Below are 18116 nucleotides of genomic sequence, written 5' to 3' on the forward strand. Positions count from 1 at the left end.
AATCTCTCCTGACTGGAATCTGATCATCGATCGATGATCGATTATGCAAGGCGATAGAATTTTAGGCGCCTTCGCGTATTGCCTTTATCATTTAGGCTTCAAAGACTTGGCATCAAGCGTGATGCGCGTCAATCGTGTTGTCCACGCGATACATCCACACGGTGTAGAATGCATTGCAATGCACATTGTCGATTTGCAAAGGCGATTGCGCTGCTGCTAAGTCATGCGCGAACTCTCGCCGACAAACTCTCGCAATGTGCGCAGGCACGGAGCGCCTTGATCATCCGTGACGAAATTCTCATCCAAGAGGAATGACTTGATGAACCCCGCCGAACTCCCGTTTGATCTCGAGAACATGTTGCAGGGCCTGCGCATCTGGGTCGAATGCGAGAGCCCCACATGGGACGCGAATGCGGTCAACAGCATGCTCGACCTCGCTGCACGCGACATGGCAATCATGGGTGCGACCATCGAGCGCATCGCGGGACGTCAGGGATTCGGCGGCTGCATCCGCGCCCGTTTTCCACATCCGAAATTCGGCGAACCCGGCATCCTGATCGCGGGCCACATGGATACCGTTCACCCGGTTGGCACCATCGAAAAACTGAAGTGGCGCCGCGATGGCGAGCGCTGCTATGGCCCGGCGATCTGCGACATGAAGGGCGGCAATTATCTGTCGCTGGAAGCCATCCGCCAGCTCGCACGCATCTCCTATACGACGCCGCTACCGATCACCGTGCTGTTCACGCCCGACGAGGAAGTCGGCACGCCATCGACCCGCGACATCATCGAAGCTGAAGCCGCGCGGAACAAATACGTGCTGGTGCCCGAGCCCGGTAGTGCGGGCAACGGTGTCACCACTGGCCGCTATGCGATCGCCCGTTTCAATCTCGAAACCATCGGCCGGCCCAGCCATTCGGGCGCGACGCTGTCAAACGGCCGCTCCGCGATTCGCGAAATGGCGAAGAAGATCGTGCAGATCGACGAGATGACCGGACCGGACTGCACGTTCAGCGTCGGCATCGTGCATGGCGGACAATGGGTCAACTGCGTTGCCTCGTCATGCACCGGCGAAGCGCTGAGCATGGCCAAGCGCCAGGAGGATCTCGATGCCGGCGTCCAGCGCATGCTCGCTCTCTCAGGCACCGAGAATGACGTGACCTTCAACGTCACCCGCGGCGTCACCCGCCCGGTGTGGGAACCGAGCGCAGCGACCATGGCGCTGTTCGAGAAAGCCAAGGCCATCAATGGTCGCCTCGGCCTGCCCGAACTGACCCATGGCAGCAAGGGTGGCGGTTCGGATGGTAATTTTACCGGCGCAATGGGCATCCCGACCCTCGACGGGCTCGGCGTTCATGGCGCCGATATGCACACGCTCAACGAATATATCGTCGCGCAGAGCCTTGTTGATCGTGGCCGCCTGATGGCGGGATTGCTGGCAACCCTCGATTGATGCAACGTCGCCCGGTTTGCACATGCATCGCATGGCGCAAATCGGGCGGTGGCACAGGACTTGCTACCTTTACGTTTAAGTTTAGCGAACTTCGGGTTGAGGCAAGTTGCGACAGTGAATCATTGTTTCTCGAAAAATCTGTGTTTCTCGCGGACCATGACGACCAAGAGCAGCGAGCCCGTGACGTTTCCGGTTGACCGACGCGGTCCAGTTACGTTCGATCAACACCACCACTAGGAAAGCGCCATGCTCGGATACCTCATTCGCCGGATTCTTGCGGCCATACCCGTTATGGGTGTGGTGGCCCTGTTTGTCTTCCTGCTGCTTCGACTGACGCCCGGCGATCCTGCCGCGATCATCGCCGGCGATAACGCGACGGCCGAGCAGCTCGACCGCATCAGGACGCAGCTCGGCCTCAACGAACCGCTCTACACGCAGTTTTTCAGCTGGGTCTGGCGGCTGCTGCACGGTGACTTCGGCACCTCGCTGATCTCCAACGTGCCTGTGCTGCAGATGGTCAACCAGCGCATCGAGCCCTCTTTGAGCATTGCATTGAGCGTGATGCTGGTTTCGATCCTTGTTGCAATCCCGCTCGGCGTCATCGCCGCATGGAAACACGGCACATGGATCGACCGTTTCGTGATGGCGCTGTCAGTGATCGGCTTCTCCGTGCCGGTGTTCGTGATCGGTTACGTGCTGGTCCAGGTGTTCGCGATCGAACTGCGCTGGTTTCCGGTGCAGGGTTTCCGCAGCATCTCGCGTGGCTTCGGGCCGTTCTTTGAGCGCATCACGTTGCCGACCATCGCGCTGTCCTTTGTTTATGTCGCGCTGATCGCGCGCATGACCCGTGCGGCGATGCTCGGAGTGCTCGGCGAAGACTATGTCCGCACTGCGCGCGCCAAGGGCATCAACGAGAGCGGTGTGCTGTTCCGCCACGCGCTGCGTAACGCCGCTGTGCCGGTCATCACGGTGATCGGTACCGGCTTCGCACTGCTGATCTCCGGCGTCGTCGTCACCGAAAGCGTGTTCAACCTGCCCGGCATCGGTCGCTTGACGGTCGACGCCGTGCTGGCGCGGGATTTTCCCGTGATCCAGGCCATGATCCTTTTGACCTCGGGCGTTTATGTCGGGGTCAATTTGCTTATCGACCTTGCCTACGCACTGCTCGATCCCAGAATTCGTTACTAGGAATCTGTATCTGATGGCGATCGAATCCCTTCCCAACCCGGCCCTCCCCTCCCGCAGCGGTCCGTCGCTCGGCTTTCTCACCGCGACGCCGATTATCGCCTTGGCGACGATTTGCCTGACGCTGGTGATCCTGTCGGCAATCTTCGCACCGTGGCTGACGTCGCACGATCCGCAATTGCTGGCACCCGCCTTGCGGCTGAAGCCGGCCAGTTCGGAATATCTGCTCGGCACCGACGCTTACGGCCGCGACGTGCTGGCGCGCATCCTCTATGGAGGTCGCATCTCGCTGCTGATCGGCCTCGGCGCTGCCGTCACCAGTATTGTCATCGGCCTGTTCATCGGCCTGTTCTCGGGCTTTTTCAAATTGGCCGACGCTGTGATGATGCGTGTCATGGACGGCCTGATGGCGATGCCCGGCGTGCTGCTGGCCATCGCCGTCGTGTCGCTGTCAGGCGCCACCCTGACGACGGTGCTGATTGCGATCACTATTCCGGAAATCCCCCGTGTCGCGCGACTGGTGCGTTCCGTGGTGCTGTCGGCGCGTGAGGAGCCCTATGTGGAGGCGGCGATCTCGCTCGGCTCCAGCATGCCGAAGATCATGTGGAAGCATCTGATGCCCAACACGGTGGCGCCGCTGATCGTCCAGGGCACTTTCATCGCTGCATCCGCCATTCTCACCGAGGCGATCCTGTCGTTCCTCGGCGCCGGCATCAGCCCGGAAACCCCGACCTGGGGGAATATCATGGCCGAGGGTCGCGCCTTCTTCCAGGTCAAGCCATCGCTGATCTTCTGGCCGGGACTACTGCTCTCGATTGCCATCCTCTCCGTCAATCTGATCGGCGACGCTGCCCGCGATGCGCTCGATCCCCGCATGAAACAGCGTGAGGCCGGCAAGTGAGTGAACTAGTGAACCCCACCGTGAATACCCGCCCCATCGCACTGGAAATTGAAAACCTCGTCGTCGGCGTCGGCAAGAGCGGCGCCGGCAAGAAGATCATCGACGGCATTTCTCTCCAGGTGCGCCAGGGCGAAACGCTCTGCGTGGTCGGCGAAAGTGGTTCCGGCAAGTCGGTGACCTCGCTCTCCACCATGGGCCTGCTGCCGAGAGATTCACTCAAAGCCATCGGCGGCAGCATTAAGTTGGTCGGCGAAGATGTGCTGCAGGCTAGCGACCGGCGGCTGCGCGAGCTCCGCGCCACCACCATGGCGATGATCTTCCAGGAGCCGATGACGGCGCTCAATCCAGTCGTCCCCGTTGGCAAGCAGATCGACGAAGTACTACGCACCCACACCAGTCTCGGCGCCAGCGCCCGCCGTGCGCGCATTCTCGACATGATGGAGCAAGTGCGGCTTCCCGATGTGAAGCGCATCTTCGCGTCCTATCCGCACCGCCTGTCGGGCGGCCAGCGCCAGCGCATCATGATCGCCATGGCGCTCGTGCTGGAGCCGAAACTGCTGATCGCCGATGAGCCAACGACAGCGCTCGACGTCACCACCCAGGCGCAGATTCTCAAGCTGATGCGCGACCTTCAGAAGGATCACGGCACCGCCGTGCTGTTCATCACTCACGACATGGGCGTGGTGGCCGACATCGCCGATCGCGTCGCCGTGATGCGTCATGGACGGTTGGTGGAAACCGGAGCATTGAAGGATATTCTGAGCGCGCCCACGCAGGACTATACTCGTAACCTGCTGTCGTCGGTGCCGAGCCTCATTCCCCGCGCGGCTCGCGAGGAAGTGGGCTTCAATCCAGTCGTGCTCGAAGCGAATGAGCTCGGCAAGGTCTATCGCGAGCGTTCCATGTTCGGGAAACCACGCGAGGTCCACGCAGCCCAGGACGTCACGCTGACACTGCGCAAGGGCCGCACGCTCGGCATCGTCGGCGAAAGTGGCTCCGGCAAATCGACCGTGGCGCGCTGTATCGTCCGACTGATCGATCCAACCTCGGGCGGCATCCGTCTCGCCGGACGCGAAATCTCCGACCTGTCACGTCACGCGTTGCAGCCGCACCGCAAGAAGATACAGATCGTCTTCCAGGACCCCTATCGTTCGCTCAATCCGCGCATCACCATCGGCGAGTCCATTTGCGAAGGTCCGATCAATTTCGGCACCAAACATTCGGTGGCAATGGCCAGGGCGCGTGAATTGCTCGAACTGGTCGGTCTTCCACCTGACGCAGTGTCGCGCTATCCGCACCAGTTCTCCGGCGGCCAGCGCCAGCGCATCGCCATTGCGCGCGCGCTTGCCCTCGATCCGGAAGTTCTGGTGGCCGACGAAGCCGTCTCGGCCCTCGACGTCTCGGTGCAGGCGCAGGTGCTGCGGCTGCTCGACGACATCCAGACCCGCCTCGGCATCGCCATCCTGTTCATCACCCACGATCTGCGCGTCGCCGCCCAGATTTGCGATGACGTTGCCGTGATGCAGCATGGCCGGGTGGTGGAACAGGGCCCGGCAGCGGAAGTCCTCGCAAATCCGCAACAGCCCTATACGCGCCAGCTGCTTGACGCGGCGCCCGGACGAGGATGGGATTTCGCCAACTTCCGCGCGGTCGATGGCAGCACCACCGTGCCGGCGGCCTGAGCCCATACCGAAACTGACCCTGGATTCTGAATGACCCGTATCGCTGTCGGCGGCTTTCTGCACGAGACGAACACGTTTGCGCCGACCAAGGCGACCTATGAGGCCTTTGTACATGGCGGCGGCTGGCCGTCGATGACGCATGGCGCCGACGTCCTCAAGGTCATGCGTGGCATCAATGTCGGCCTCGCCGGCTTTACCGAGGAAGCCGAGGCACGCGGCTGGGAGCTGATTCCGACCATCGCCTGCGGCGCGAGCCCTTCGGCGCATGTCACCAGGGACGCGTTCGAGCGCATTGTCGGCGAGATGATTGACGGCATCAGGGCAGCGCTGCCCCTCGATGCGGTCTATCTCGATCTGCACGGCGCCATGGTCACCGAACATCTCGACGACGGCGAAGGCGAGATTGCGCGGCGCGTACGCGAGGTGATCGGGCCGGACATTCCGTTCGTGGTCAGCCTCGACCTGCACGGCAACATCTCGCCGGAAACGGTTGAGTACACCGACGCGCTGATCGCCTATCGCACCTATCCCCATGTGGACATGGCCGACACCGGCCGCGCCTGCGCACGCCACATGGACTTGCTGCTGGCCGGCAATCGCTTCGCCAAGGCATTCCGGCAATTGCCGTTCCTGATTCCGATCAGCTGGCAATGCACCAATGACGAGCCGACCAAGAGCATTTATCTGAAGCTGGCCGCGCTGGAACATGACCAGGTGCCAACGCTGTCGTTCTGCCCGGGCTTTCCTGCCGCCGATTTCCCGCATTGCTGCCCGAGCGTATTCGCCTATGGCGTGACACAGGCTGATGCCGACGCCGCAGCGGACACCATCGTCAAGCTGGTGATGGGCCACGAAGACGATTTCGACGGCAAGATCTACAGGCCAGACGAAGGCGTGCTGCATGCCATGGAATTGGCGAAGACCCTCACCAAGCCGGTCGTCATCGCCGACACCCAGGACAATCCCGGCGCCGGCGGCGACAGCGACACCACCGGCATGCTGCGCGCGCTGGTGAAGAACAAGGCGATCAAGGCGGCCACCGGCGTGATCTATGATCCCGCGGCGGCGAAGGCTGCCCATCAGGCCGGCGAAGGCGCTACGGTCAAACTCTCCATCGGCGGCAAGTCGGGCATTCCCGGCGATGCGCCTTATGAGAACACCTTCGTCGTCGAGAAACTCTCCGATGGCAAGTTCGTCGCCAACGGCCCCTATTATGGCGGTCGCGACATGGATATGGGCCTCTCGGCCTGTCTGCGTATCGACGACGTTCGCGTTGTCATCAGCTCGCACAAGGCCCAGCTCGCCGACCAGTCGATGTATCGCTATGTCGGCATAGAGCCGACCGAGCAGAACATTCTTGTCAACAAGAGCTCGGTGCATTTCCGTGCCGACTTCGAGCCGATCGCCGGCAAGCTTTTGATCTGCGCTGCGCCCGGCGCGATGCCGGCGGATACGTCGGTGCTGCCCTGGAAGCATTTGCGTCCGGGCATTCGCCTGAAGCCGAACGGCGAACCATTTACGCCCCAGACCTCATCACCTGCCCTCGTGCCGTGAACGGATAGACCCATGCCCACACTCGAACGTATCGACGCCTTCGCCGACGAACTCACCGCCATCCGCCGCGACCTGCACGCGCATCCGGAAATCGGCTTCGAGGAAGTCCGCACCTCCGGCATCGTCGCCGACAAGCTGACCTCCTGGGGTGTCGAAGTGCATCGCGGCTTAGGGGGTACCGGCGTCGTCGGCGTGCTGAAGGGCAAAGGCTCGGGCACCAAGCGCATCGGCCTGCGCGCCGACATGGACGCGCTGCCGATGGAAGAGAACACCAACCTCGCCTGGCGCTCCACCATTCCCGGCCGTTTTCACGGCTGCGGTCATGATGGCCACACCACCATGCTGCTCGGCACCGCTCGCTATCTCGCCGAGACCCGCAATTTCGACGGCACCGTGCATTTCATCTTCCAGCCCGCCGAAGAAGGCCTCGGCGGTGCGCGCGCGATGATCAAGGACGGTCTCTTCAAGCAGTTTCCCTGCGACGAGATCTACGGCCTGCACAATGCACCGGACATGAATCACGGCGAAGTCGGCATCTTCCCGGGTCCTGCAATGGCCGCCGCTGATTTCTTCGACATCACCATCCGGGGCTATGGCGCCCACGGCGCGATGCCGGAGCGCTCGAAGGACCCTGTCGTGATCGCGATGTCGCTCGGTCAGGCAATGCAGTCGATCGTCAGCCGCAATGTCAATCCGTTCGAATCCGCGGTGCTGTCGATCACCCAGATCCATTCCGGCTCGGCCTATAACGTCATCCCGGATGATGCGAAGCTCTGCGGCACCGTGCGCTGTTTCTCCGAGAAGGTCCGGATGCAGATCCGCGAGCGGATACATGCGCTCGCTGCTGGCATGGCGACGGCATTCGACTGCGAGATCAAAGTCGATATCCGCGACGGCTTCAGCGTGCTGGTCAATCAGGAAGAACATTCCAAGGCCGTCGAAGACGTCGCCCGCACCATTGTCGGCGACGCCAATGTGATCACCCGCGCGAAGCCGAAAATGGGCTCCGAAGATTTCGCCGACATGCTGCATGCCGTGCCCGGCGCCTATTTCTGGGTCGGCCAAGAAGGCTCGGTGCCGGTGCACAATCCCGGCTACTATCTCGACGATAAAATCCTGCCCATCGGCGCCAGCATGTTCGCCCGCATCGTCGAAACCCGGCTGCCGGCGTAAGAAGCGGCAGCCAACGCTGCAGGCATAATTCCGCGGGATGGGTTGAGAGCATCGAAACCCGTCACGCTTGTGTGCGAAGGATGGGTTTCGCAAGAGCCCTACCCATCCTACAATCCACCTAGCACGTCATTCCGGGGCGCGCGCATCTTCGCGCGCGAACCCGGAATCCAGTAGTAATGAAAACACGTCGGGATTCCGGGGTTCGCGCCAAGTGGCGCGCCCCGGAATGACGATTTCAACGACAACAAAAAATAAACAGGGAAGAAACCATCATGGCCTATGAGACCATCCTCTACAGCGTCGAAGACCAGATCCTCACCATCACGCTGAACCGCCCTGAAAAGCTCAATGCCTATAACGCCAGCATGCAGGCCGAGCTGATCGACGCCTTCGACAAGGCCGATGCGGATGACAATGTGCGGGCGATCATCGTGACCGGTGCCGGACGTGGTTTCTGCGCGGGTGCGGATCTCTCCTCGGGTGCCGACACCTTCGATCGCGACGCGCGGCGCGGCCCGGTGAAGCGCCTCGCCAGCGGCGATGTCGATTACAGCGATCCGATGGTACGCGATGGTGGCGGTCAGGTGACCCTGCGGATCTTCAAATGCCTCAAGCCGGTCATCGCCGCGGTGAACGGCCCGGCCGTTGGCATCGGCGTCACCATGCAGCTCGCGATGGACATCCGCATCGCCTCGGAAGCCGCACGCTTCGGCTTCGTGTTCTCCCAGCGCGGTATCGTGCCGGAAGCCGCCTCGAGCTGGTTCCTGCCGCGCCTCGTCGGCATCTCGCAGGCGCTGGAATGGTGCTACTCCGGCCGCGTGTTCCCGGCGCAGGAGGCCCTCGCCGGCCGACTTGTCAGCAAGGTCGTGCCGCCCGAGGAGCTACTGCCGACCGCACGCGCGCTGGCCAAGACCTTCATCGACAAGACGGCGCCGGTGTCTGTCGCGCTGATCCGCCAGATGATGTGGCGCATGATGGGCGCCGACGATCCGATGGAAGCGCACAAAATCGACAGCCGCGGCATCTATGCGCGCGGTCGCTCCGAGGACGTCAAGGAAGGCGTCGTAGCCTTTCTCGAGAAGCGCCCGGCAGCATTCAAGAACAAGGTCAGCACGGACATGCCGAGCTATTTCCCGTGGTGGGACGAGCGCGACTACAAATAGGACGACGAATGAATCCGACGCCCTCTGGTCGTCCACTCGAGGGCGTCATTTTCCTGCACGGCATCAGCCGGTCGTTCCGATCTTTCATCAAGATGCAGCAGGCGGTCGAAGCCGCAGGCTTCGCCACGCGGAACATTGGCTATCCCAGCCGGCGCAAGACGCTGTCTGCACTGGCCGATGACATCCACCCCGCCATCGCGCCGTTTGCTGAAGCCAACGAAGGCTGCACGCATTTCGTCTGCCATTCGATGGGGGGCCTGCTGGCGCGTGTCTATCTGGCGCGCCACCGTCCATCACGTCTGGGCCGCGTGGTGATGCTGGGCACGCCGAATGGCGGCAGCGAAATCGCCGATCTGTTCAAGAACTGGCTGCCCTATCGCCAGTATTTCGGCCCGGCGGGGCAACAACTCGTTACGATGCGGGATGACGTAACTGAGGCGATGCTTCCCCCAGTTGACTATCCGGTCGGCATCATCGCCGGCGATCGTACGCTCGATCCGATCGCTTCGCGCTTGATGTTGCGTGGCCCGAATGATGGCCGTGTCACCGTCGCGCGTACGAAACTTGAAGGCATGACCGACCACCTCATCATCCATGCGTCACATGCGATGATGATCCGGAATCGGGAAGCAATCATGCAGACCATCGCCTTCCTGAAGGACGGCCAGTTTCGGCGCTGAGCGCTCAGCCCATGGTCAGCGCCACACGCCCGATCGCCTTGCGCTCCGTTAGCAGCCGCATGGCAGCCGCAACATCCGCCAGCGGCAGGCGATGCGAAACGTTTGGCCTGATCTTTCCTGCCTCTGCCCATGCGAGGAGCTGCGCAATGCGGGCTTCGCCGATCTTCGGATCGCGCCGCGCCGCCTCGCCGGCGCGGACGCCGAGCACGCTGGCGCCTTTGATGAGCACGAGATTGGTTTTCGCCACGCCGATGCCTCCGGTGAAGCCGATCACCAGCAGGCGGGCGCCCCAATTGATGCAGCGCAGGCTCTGCTCGAAGATGTCGCCACCGACCGGGTCGAACACCACATCGGCGCCCTTGCCATCGGTGATGCGTTTCACGGCATCGCGGAACGGCTCCGAGCCATACAGCACGCCGTGATCCGCACCGCGCGCTTTGGCGACTGCAAGCTTCTCTTCAGATGACGCCGCCGCAATCACCGTAGCCCCAAGCAGCTTGCCGATCTCCACCGCTGCCAACCCCACGCCGCCGCCGGCGCCATGCACCAGCAGCACTTCGCCCGCCCCGATCTGGCCGCGATCGACCAGCGCGTGATGCGCGGTGCCGTGGGCGGCAAGAAACGTCGCCCCCTCCGCGTAGTCGAATGTCGACGGCAGTGGAGTGACTTGCGCCGGCGTCACCACGACTTCGTCCGCATAGCCGCCATGACGCAGCTTGACGATGACACGATCCCCGACCGCGATGCCGGGCACATCGCTGGCGATTTCGCTGACGTCGCCCGCCGCTTCCATACCCGGCGTGAACGGCAGCTCCGGTTTGAGCTGATATTCGCCGGCCGCCATCAGGATATCCGGAAAATTGATTCCGGCGGCGCGCACGGCAACGCGGACCTGCCCGGGTTTCAGCGGCACTGATGCAAATTGTTCGAGGCGCAGGCTTTCAGGTGACCCGAGCTCGCGGCAAACGATTGCTTTCGGCATCAGGCGGCGCTCTCGGCGCTTCCAGCGCCGCGACGCTGCAGCGCCTCGCGGATCAGTGGCAAGCGATCATTGCCGAAATACATGTCGGTCTTGTCGAGATAGATGGTCGGCGAGCCGAAGCCGCCCCGTGCGATCACGTCATCCGTATTGACCTTGAGTTGGTCCTTGATCGCCTGATCGCCGATGCCCGCGAAGAATTTCGCGGGATCGATACCGGTGCGCGTACAGATCTCGGTGAGAACATCATCTTTCGAGATATCCTTGTCGTCGCCCCAATAGGCTTCGAACACCCCGCGCGCGAACGGCACCATCGCATCGCTTCCAAGCCAGATGCAGCCGCGCATCGCCTTGACGCTGTTCACCGGAAACACCGTCGGTGGCATCTTGATCGCCAGACCCGCCGAGCGCGCCCAGTCGCCAAGGTCCTTCTTCATGTAGCGCGCCTTCGCCGGCACCGGGGTTTCTCGCGAGGCATAGACGCTAGGATTGATCGAATTGAAAATGCCGCCGACCAGGATCGGCCGCCACGAGATTTCCTCGCCAAACTCCTTGGCGAGGGGCTGGATGTTGTGGAAGGCGAGGTAGGTCCAGGGACTGGAACAGTCGAAGAAGAATTCGATCATGGGTGTTTCCTCGTTTTGTTATTATTTTCTTCGTCATGCGCGCGCCCCGGAATGACGAGCTCTATTGCTGCGCCTGCGCATGTGCCGGTGCATCGACACCGAACATGATCTTCCTCGCCTGCTCATCCATCGGCTTCTTCTCCTGCTTGCCGACGGCAAGCCCCGCCTGCACCTGCGGCCGTGCGCGGACCAGCGCAAACCAGCGCTTCACGTTCGGGAAATCATCCAGCGTCAGCCCTTGCGCCTTATGGGTCATGATCCACGGAAAGCACGCCATGTCGGCGATGGAGTAGTCGCCGGTGATGTAATCGTGGTCTTCCCCGAGATGCGCATCGAGTACGCCGTACAGGCGCTTGGCTTCGCGGGTATAGCGATCCATCGCATAGGGAATCTTCTCGGGGGCATAGAGCAGGAAATGCCCGTTCTGGCCGAGCATGGGGCCGAGCCCGCCCATCTGCCACATCAGCCATTGCATGACGTCGAAACGCTTTCGCATCTCGGCCGGCATGAAACGGCCGGACTTCTCCGCGAGATAGATCAGGATTGCGCCGCTCTCGAAAATCGAGACCGGTGCGCCGCCATCGGCGGGCGCATGATCGACGATGGCTGGCATGCGGCCGTTGGGGCTGAGTTTCAAAAATTCTGGCTGGTGCTGGTCGCCGCGACCGAGCTGCATCGGGACGACCGTATAGGGCAGCCCGCATTCCTCCAGCATGATCGAGATTTTCCAGCCGTTCGGCGTCGGTGCGTAATGCAGGTCGATCATGTAATTTTCCCGGCGTCCTCGATACGTTTTGGGCGATCCTAGCCCTCCCTTATGGATGCGCCAATCCCATATACGGAGGGTCAGGAACGTGGCAGATAGGCCTCCGCAAAACACAATTTCCGGGGAGCGAACAAATGCTGTTTCCAACCACCATCGCCGGCTCGCTGCCGAAGCCCGAATGGCTCGCCGAGCCGAACAAGCTGTGGCCAACCTGGCGCTCGTCCGGCGACGAACTGCTGCGCGCCAAGCGCGACGCGACGCTGCTGGCAGTGAAAGTGCAGGAAGCCGCCGGCGTTGACATCGTCACCGAAGGCGAACAGGCGCGGCAGCACTTCGTCCATGGCTTTCTGGAAAAGGTCGACGGCATCGACTTCGCCCACAAGGTCGAGATGGGCATCCGCAAGGATCGCTATAAAGCGATGGTGCCGCAGGTGATCGCGCCGCTGCAGCTCAAGGGCCGCGTGCACGCCTTCGAGGCGCAGGCTGCCCGCGCGCATACGACGAACAAGTTCAAGTTCACGCTGCCCGGCCCGATGACCATTATCGACACCCTGTCGGACAGCTATTACGGCGACCGCGTCAAGATGGCCTTCGCCTTCGCCGAATTGCTGAACCAGGAAGCGCTCGCACTGCAGGCCGACGGCGTCGACATGATCCAGTTCGACGAGCCGGCCTTCAACGTCTTCATGGACGAAGCCGCCGACTGGGGCGTCAAGGCGCTCGAGCGCGCCGCGCAAGGCCTCACTTGCGCGACAGCCGTTCACATCTGCTACGGCTACGGCATCAAGGCCAATACCGACTGGAAAGAAACCCTCGGCAGCGAGTGGCGACAATATGAAGAGATCTTCCCGGCCATCGACGCCAGCCCGATCCAGCAGGTCGCCATCGAATGCCGCAATTCGCGCGTGCCGCTGGAATTGCTGGGACTGCTGAAGAACAAGATCGTGCAGGCCGGCGTGATCGATGTCGCGAGCGATGAGGTCGAGACGCCGGAAGACGTCGTCGCCACCATCGAGGCCGTGATGAAGCACGTGCCGAAGGACAAGATCGTGCCGACGACCAATTGCGGCATGGCCCCAATGCAACGGGATATCGCGGAAGCGAAACTGCGGGCATTGGGTGCGGGCGCGAAGCTCGCAAGGCAGAAGCTGGGGTAAGGTACTTCGCCGCCCACACTGTCATTCCGGGGCGCGCACATCTTTGCGCGCGAACCCGGAATCCCGAGCGGCTCTATCATGCCGAGCTTCCGGGTCTGCACTTCAGCCGGCTACGCCGACTTACGTGCATCCCGGAATGACGAGCTTTAATTACAGACCAGCACTCACATGCAGCACCGGACGATAGCCGGCGCGAAATGCATTCAGCGTCGAAGGTGGCGTCAGGAAATGCGCGCCGACGAGCTCGACATCCGCCGCGCGATAGCCCGCAAACGACCACTGCAGCGCACGCCCCTGCGCGATCAGAAAGCTCTCACCACCCGCCTGCACCATCGCCCCATCCGGCAATGCCTCGACAGGTCCATCCAGCGGATGCACCCGCTTCTTCCTGTTATCCAGCCGCTCACGATGCAGCACCGCATCGATCTCCGTCGCCCGCACACGCGTAACGCCGTTGCCCTCCTCCCACGCCGCGCGAAAGCGGTTGGCATCGTCGCGGCGGCAATAGAAGCATGGGCGGTGACCGGCGGCGAAGGATGTGGCCTCGTCGAGGAAGAACAGCTCGGTCCAGCTACGTGTCGCCATCACATCGCGGCGGCGCCCGCGAAACTCGCAGACGCAAGTGATCCAAGCCGGATTGGACCAGCGCCTGTTCAGGAGTGTTTTGCTTGAGGGATCATGGATGATGCCACGATTGCCGGTGAACGTCCCGCGCTCCGGTGTCGCGACGATGTCGCCTGTCGGCGTGACACGATTTTGCAGCGGCAATCGCGTCTCCTCGCAACGAGCGCCTAGCCTGCGCCTTCGCGCATCGGCGGCTGGAACGACAGACCGAGATCCCACGGAAAGAAGATCCAAGTGTCCTGCGACACTTCGGTGATGTACGTATCCACCAGCGGCCGGCCCATGGGCTTGGCATAGACAGTCGCAAAGTGCGCTTTCGGCAGCATGTCGCGAACGATACGCGCCGTCTTGCCGGTATCGACGAGGTCGTCGATGATCAGGAGGCCCTTGCCGTCGCCGCCACCGAGTTTCAACGCATCCGCCGACAGCCCCTTCAGTACCTGCAACTCGCCGCGCTTGTTGTGCTCATAGCTGGCGATGCACACCGTATCGATGACGCGGACGCCGAGTTCGCGCGCCACGATCGCTGCCGGCACGAGGCCGCCGCGGGTAATGGCGATGATCGCGTGAAATGGACCGGCGCTGTTCAGCCGCCAGGTCAGCGCGCGGCAATCGCGATGGAATTGATCCCAGGACACCGGGAATGCCTTCCCGGCGCGCTCCTCAGCACTCAATTCCGGATGATCGGCCATGTTCGTCTCCTCACATCGGTCGCCCTCAGGCGGCCGGACTTATGTTGATCCACTCGTTAGTTCACTCTTGATTTCACTTGGGCGCGTTGATTGTCGCCAACATCGCCTTGACGGCCTCCATTGCCGCATTGAGCTTATCCTGATCGCGCGAACGCACCACCAGATTGGTGTTCGGCTTGCCCTGTTCGTCCGTGAACGGATAGCTGCCGATGATCGTGTCGGGATGCGCCTTCGCGATATCGCGTAGCGGACCGCCGACATCACCTTCACGCGCATTGGCCTTCACCGTATCGGATAGCATCCGCAAACCAGATTTCAGCTTCGGCGACACGATGTCCATCATCGCCTGCATGATCGTCGGCACGCCGGCCATCACGATCACATTATCGATCTTGAAGCCGGGCGCCAGGATGGTCGCGCTCTGGATCAGGTCGGCGCCGTCGGGAATACGGGCCATCCGCAGCCGGGCTTCGTTCAGGTCGGCGCCGAAGCGCTCCTGGAAGCGCGCGACCACTTCGGGATGGTGATCGATCTTGACGCCGAACGCCTTGGCGACCGCATCGGCGGTGATGTCATCGTGGGTGGGGCCGATGCCGCCAGTGGTAAAAACGTAGGTGTAGCGTTTACGCAGCGCATCGAGCGCAGCAATGATGTCCGGCTCATCGTCAGAGACGACGCGGACTTCTTTGAGATCGATGCCGATATTGGTGAGGTACTCGGCAATGAATCCGATGTTCTTGTCCTTGGTCCGACCTGACAGAATCTCGTCGCCGATCACCAGGATGCCCGCGGTCACAATCTCGGTCATTTGTCGTTCCTCACCATTCCCGGGACCATGCGCAGGCAAAGTCCTGATGTCACGGGGTTTTGCTGCCGAAACGAGCAGCGTCCAGCCGTTTTTTCAGGCAGCTTTACACGCATCTCATACGAATTGCTCTTGTTGAATGCATATCGTGCTGGCCCGCCCCTTGCTACCATCCCTTTCAGTCGTGCAATCTCCGTACGGCCTCGAAACAACAGTCAGGGTACATGGCAGTCGCGTTCGACGAAATGAACGGGCCCCAAGGCGAACTCCGCCCGGCCTATGAAGAACTCTCCCGCTGGCTCAAGGAGACGCCTCCGGACGCTTTGGAACATCGCCGCCAGGAAGCGGAGCTGCTGTTCCGCCGGATCGGCATCACCTTCGCGGTTTACGGCGACTCCGAATCCACCGAACGGCTGATCCCCTTTGACGTCATTCCGCGGATAATTTCCGGCAAGGAATGGACCCTGCTGGAAAAGGGCCTGAAGCAGCGCACCCGCGCCATCAACATGTTCCTCAAGGACATCTATCATGGCCGCGAAATTCTCCGCGCCGGCCTGATCCCCGATGACCTGATCTTCCAGAACCCGGTGTTCCGTCCGGAGATGAACGGTCAGGACGTCCCGCACGACGTCTACGTCCACATCGCCGGGATCGACATTGTCCGCACCAATCCGGACGAGTTCTTCGTTCTCGAGGACAATGCCCGCACGCCTTCCGGTGTCTCCTACATGCTGGAGAACCGCGAGATCATGATGCGGCTGTTCCCCGACCTGTTCGCGCGGCATCGCGTCGCGCCGGTCGAGAAGTATCCGGACGAATTGCTATCCTGCCTGCGCTCCGTCGCACCGCGCTCGGCCTCGACGGAGCCAACCGTCGCGCTCATGACACCCGGCGTCTACAACTCGGCCTACTACGAACATTCGTTCCTGGCCGACAAGCTCGGCGTCGAACTGGTCGAGGGCCGCGACCTCATCGTCAAGAACGATGAAGTCTTCATGCGCACCACCGAAGGCCTCAAACGCGTCGACGTGATCTATCGCCGCGTCGATGACGATTTCCTCGATCCCCTCACCTTCCGCCCGGATTCAGCGCTCGGCGTCCCCGGCCTGATGTCCGCCTATATGGCCGGCAACGTTACACTGGCCAATGCGGTCGGCACCGGCATCGCCGATGACAAGGCGATCTACAGCTACATGCCGGAAGTGGTGAAGTTCTATCTCGGCGAAGAGCCGATCCTGAAGAATGTGCCGACCTGGCGCTGTCGCGAAGCGGGCGATCTCGCTTATGTGCTCGATCACTTAAGCGAACTCGTCGTCAAGGAAGTCCACGGCTCCGGCGGTTACGGCATGCTGATCGGGCCTGCCGCCACCAAGGCCACCATCGAAGCGTTCCGCGACAAGCTGAAGCGCGAGCCGGAAGGCTTCATTGCGCAGCCGACGCTGGCGCTGTCGACCTGCCCGACCTGCACGGAGTCAGGCCTCGCGCCGCGGCATGTCGATCTTCGCCCCTTCGTGCTCACCGGCAGCAAGAACGTCTCCATCGTGGCAGGCGGCCTGACCCGCGTGGCGCTAAAGGAAGGCTCGCTGGTGGTGAATTCCAGCCAGGGCGGCGGCACCAAGGACACGTGGATACTGGACGAATAACTCTCGATATAGGCAACCGGACTTCGACCGACGACCCATTTTTCAAAGAGTAACATCCCCGCATGCTGTCGCGCACCGCCGAGAACCTTTACTGGCTAGCCCGCTATGTCGAACGCGCCGAATATCTCGCGCGCACGATCGAGGCGACACTGCGCGTCACCGCGCTGCCGAATACCTATATCGGCCAGACCAACGAATGGGATTCGGCGCTACTGACCGCAGGCGTCAGCGCAGCCTTCTACGAGATCTACGAGGAAGCCAACGAGACCAATGTCGTCGAATATCTCTCGTTCTCGACGGCCAATCCCTCCTCGATCCGCAACTGCATCGAGGCCGCGCGGCTGAATTCGCGCTCGGTCCGCACCGCACTCACCGGCGAGATGTGGGACACGATCAACAGCGCGTGGCTGGAATTGCAATCCGCCTGGAGCGGCGGTGCCAAGACACGCGAGCAGCTGGCGAATTTCTTGCGCTTTGTGCAGGAAACATCGCTGCGCTTCGACGGGTCAGCCTACCGCACCATGCTGCGCAACGACGCCTACTGGTTCTCGCGGCTCGGCCTGCATCTGGAACGCGCCGACAACACCGCGCGCATTCTCGATGTGAAATATCATCTGCTGCTGCCCGAGGACGAACATGTCGGCGGCCCGCTCGACTACTATCAGTGGACTTCGATCCTACGCTCGGTCTCCGCGCTGACAGCCTATCACTGGGTCTATCGCGAGACGCTGAAGCCCTGGCTGATAGCCGACCTGTTGATCCTCAACGACACGCTGCCGCGCTCGCTGGCGAGCTGCTACGGCAATCTGGTGCGCAACCTCGACCAGATCGGCGTGTCCTATGGCCGTCAGGGCGCCGCGCAGCGCCACGCTCGCGGCGTCCGAAACCGGCTCGAACACAGCAACATGCAGGATATTTTCCAGCATGGGTTGCATGAATTCATCCAGGAATTCATTGCAGATAACAGCCGTCTGGGCGACATCATTGCCAAACAATACCTGATTTGAGCTAGCGTCCCGGCTCATCTGCAGAT

At 61.9% G+C, this 18116-nt stretch carries 17 protein-coding genes; 11 read left to right on the plus strand and 6 right to left on the minus strand.

The genetic code is table 11. From position 1 onward, the window contains the following. The first annotated feature begins 319 nt into the window (after positions 1–319). The 8 genes from BLW80_RS00495 (at position 320) to BLW80_RS00530 (ending at position 9791) form a co-directional block, all read left to right on the plus strand. Positions 320–1453 (plus strand): M20/M25/M40 family metallo-hydrolase, encoded by a 1134-nt coding sequence (locus BLW80_RS00495; RefSeq protein WP_093756402.1) that lies wholly within the window; start codon positions 320–322, stop codon positions 1451–1453. 246 nt (positions 1454–1699) lie between these two features. Further along, positions 1700–2641, plus strand: coding sequence for an ABC transporter permease (locus BLW80_RS00500; RefSeq protein ID WP_093756403.1), 942 nt, complete (start codon positions 1700–1702; stop codon positions 2639–2641). Positions 2642–2654: 13 nt separating this feature from the next. Continuing rightward, on the plus strand, positions 2655–3539 hold the full coding sequence (locus BLW80_RS00505; RefSeq protein WP_093756404.1) for an ABC transporter permease: 885 nt from the start codon (positions 2655–2657) through the stop codon (positions 3537–3539). Next, the gene (locus BLW80_RS00510) at positions 3536–5221 is read left to right on the plus strand and encodes an ABC transporter ATP-binding protein (protein ID WP_478115233.1); all 1686 of its coding nucleotides are present in this window, start codon (positions 3536–3538) and stop codon (positions 5219–5221) included. Before BLW80_RS00505 ends, BLW80_RS00510 begins: the two co-directional genes overlap by 4 nt. A gap of 30 nt (positions 5222–5251) precedes the next feature. Continuing rightward, positions 5252–6775, plus strand: coding sequence for a M81 family metallopeptidase (locus BLW80_RS00515; protein WP_093756405.1), 1524 nt, complete (start codon positions 5252–5254; stop codon positions 6773–6775). Positions 6776–6787: 12 nt separating this feature from the next. Continuing rightward, complete coding sequence (locus tag BLW80_RS00520) at positions 6788–7948, plus strand: M20 aminoacylase family protein (RefSeq protein WP_093756406.1); 1161 nt, start codon at positions 6788–6790, stop codon at positions 7946–7948. 272 nt (positions 7949–8220) lie between these two features. Further along, a complete protein-coding gene (locus BLW80_RS00525) occupies positions 8221–9111 on the plus strand; it encodes a crotonase/enoyl-CoA hydratase family protein (protein ID WP_093756407.1) in 891 nt (296 codons plus the stop codon). An 8-nt stretch (positions 9112–9119) separates the two neighbouring features. After that, positions 9120–9791: an alpha/beta fold hydrolase gene (locus BLW80_RS00530; protein ID WP_093756408.1), complete on the plus strand. Its 672-nt coding sequence runs from the start codon at positions 9120–9122 to the stop codon at positions 9789–9791. A 4-nt stretch (positions 9792–9795) separates the two neighbouring features. On the opposite strand, the gene BLW80_RS00535 is transcribed toward BLW80_RS00530, so the two are convergent. The 3 genes from BLW80_RS00535 to BLW80_RS00545 all read right to left on the minus strand — a co-directional run bounded on the left by BLW80_RS00535 (position 9796) and on the right by BLW80_RS00545 (position 12162). Beyond that, entirely contained in the window at positions 9796–10773 is a 978-nt protein-coding gene (locus BLW80_RS00535) for an NADPH:quinone oxidoreductase family protein (RefSeq protein ID WP_093756409.1), read from the minus strand. After that, positions 10773–11396, minus strand: a complete 624-nt coding sequence (locus BLW80_RS00540; RefSeq protein WP_093756410.1) for a 2-hydroxychromene-2-carboxylate isomerase — start codon at positions 11394–11396, stop codon at positions 10773–10775. The genes BLW80_RS00535 and BLW80_RS00540 overlap by 1 nt, the downstream gene beginning before the upstream one ends. Before the next feature lie 61 nt (positions 11397–11457). Further along, positions 11458–12162: a glutathione S-transferase N-terminal domain-containing protein gene (locus BLW80_RS00545; protein ID WP_093756411.1), complete on the minus strand. Its 705-nt coding sequence runs from the start codon at positions 12160–12162 to the stop codon at positions 11458–11460. 134 nt (positions 12163–12296) lie between these two features. On the opposite strand from BLW80_RS00545, the gene BLW80_RS00550 reads away from it, so the two are divergent. Further along, a complete protein-coding gene (locus BLW80_RS00550; RefSeq protein ID WP_093756412.1) occupies positions 12297–13319 on the plus strand; it encodes a methionine synthase in 1023 nt (340 codons plus the stop codon). A gap of 150 nt (positions 13320–13469) precedes the next feature. Here BLW80_RS00550 and BLW80_RS00555 read toward each other — a convergent pair whose 3' ends face one another. The 3 genes from BLW80_RS00555 to BLW80_RS00565 form a co-directional block, all read right to left on the minus strand. Then, positions 13470–14087, minus strand: coding sequence for a hypothetical protein (locus BLW80_RS00555; protein ID WP_093756413.1), 618 nt, complete (start codon positions 14085–14087; stop codon positions 13470–13472). 23 nt (positions 14088–14110) lie between these two features. Continuing rightward, complete coding sequence (gene gpt, locus BLW80_RS00560; protein WP_068736116.1) at positions 14111–14635, minus strand: xanthine phosphoribosyltransferase; 525 nt, start codon at positions 14633–14635, stop codon at positions 14111–14113. 73 nt (positions 14636–14708) lie between these two features. Then, positions 14709–15443, minus strand: a complete 735-nt coding sequence (locus tag BLW80_RS00565) for a competence/damage-inducible protein A (protein ID WP_093756414.1) — start codon at positions 15441–15443, stop codon at positions 14709–14711. A 221-nt stretch (positions 15444–15664) separates the two neighbouring features. Between BLW80_RS00565 and BLW80_RS00570 the strand changes: the two genes are divergently transcribed. Continuing rightward, positions 15665–17083: a circularly permuted type 2 ATP-grasp protein gene (locus tag BLW80_RS00570; protein ID WP_093756415.1), complete on the plus strand. Its 1419-nt coding sequence runs from the start codon at positions 15665–15667 to the stop codon at positions 17081–17083. A gap of 62 nt (positions 17084–17145) precedes the next feature. Then, positions 17146–18090, plus strand: a complete 945-nt coding sequence (locus BLW80_RS00575; RefSeq protein ID WP_068736110.1) for an alpha-E domain-containing protein — start codon at positions 17146–17148, stop codon at positions 18088–18090. The last annotated feature ends 26 nt before the right edge of the window (positions 18091–18116 follow it).

Origin of the sequence: Tardiphaga sp. OK245 (genome assembly GCF_900108575.1) — a bacterium.
GTDB lineage: Bacteria > Pseudomonadota > Alphaproteobacteria > Rhizobiales > Xanthobacteraceae > Tardiphaga > Tardiphaga robiniae.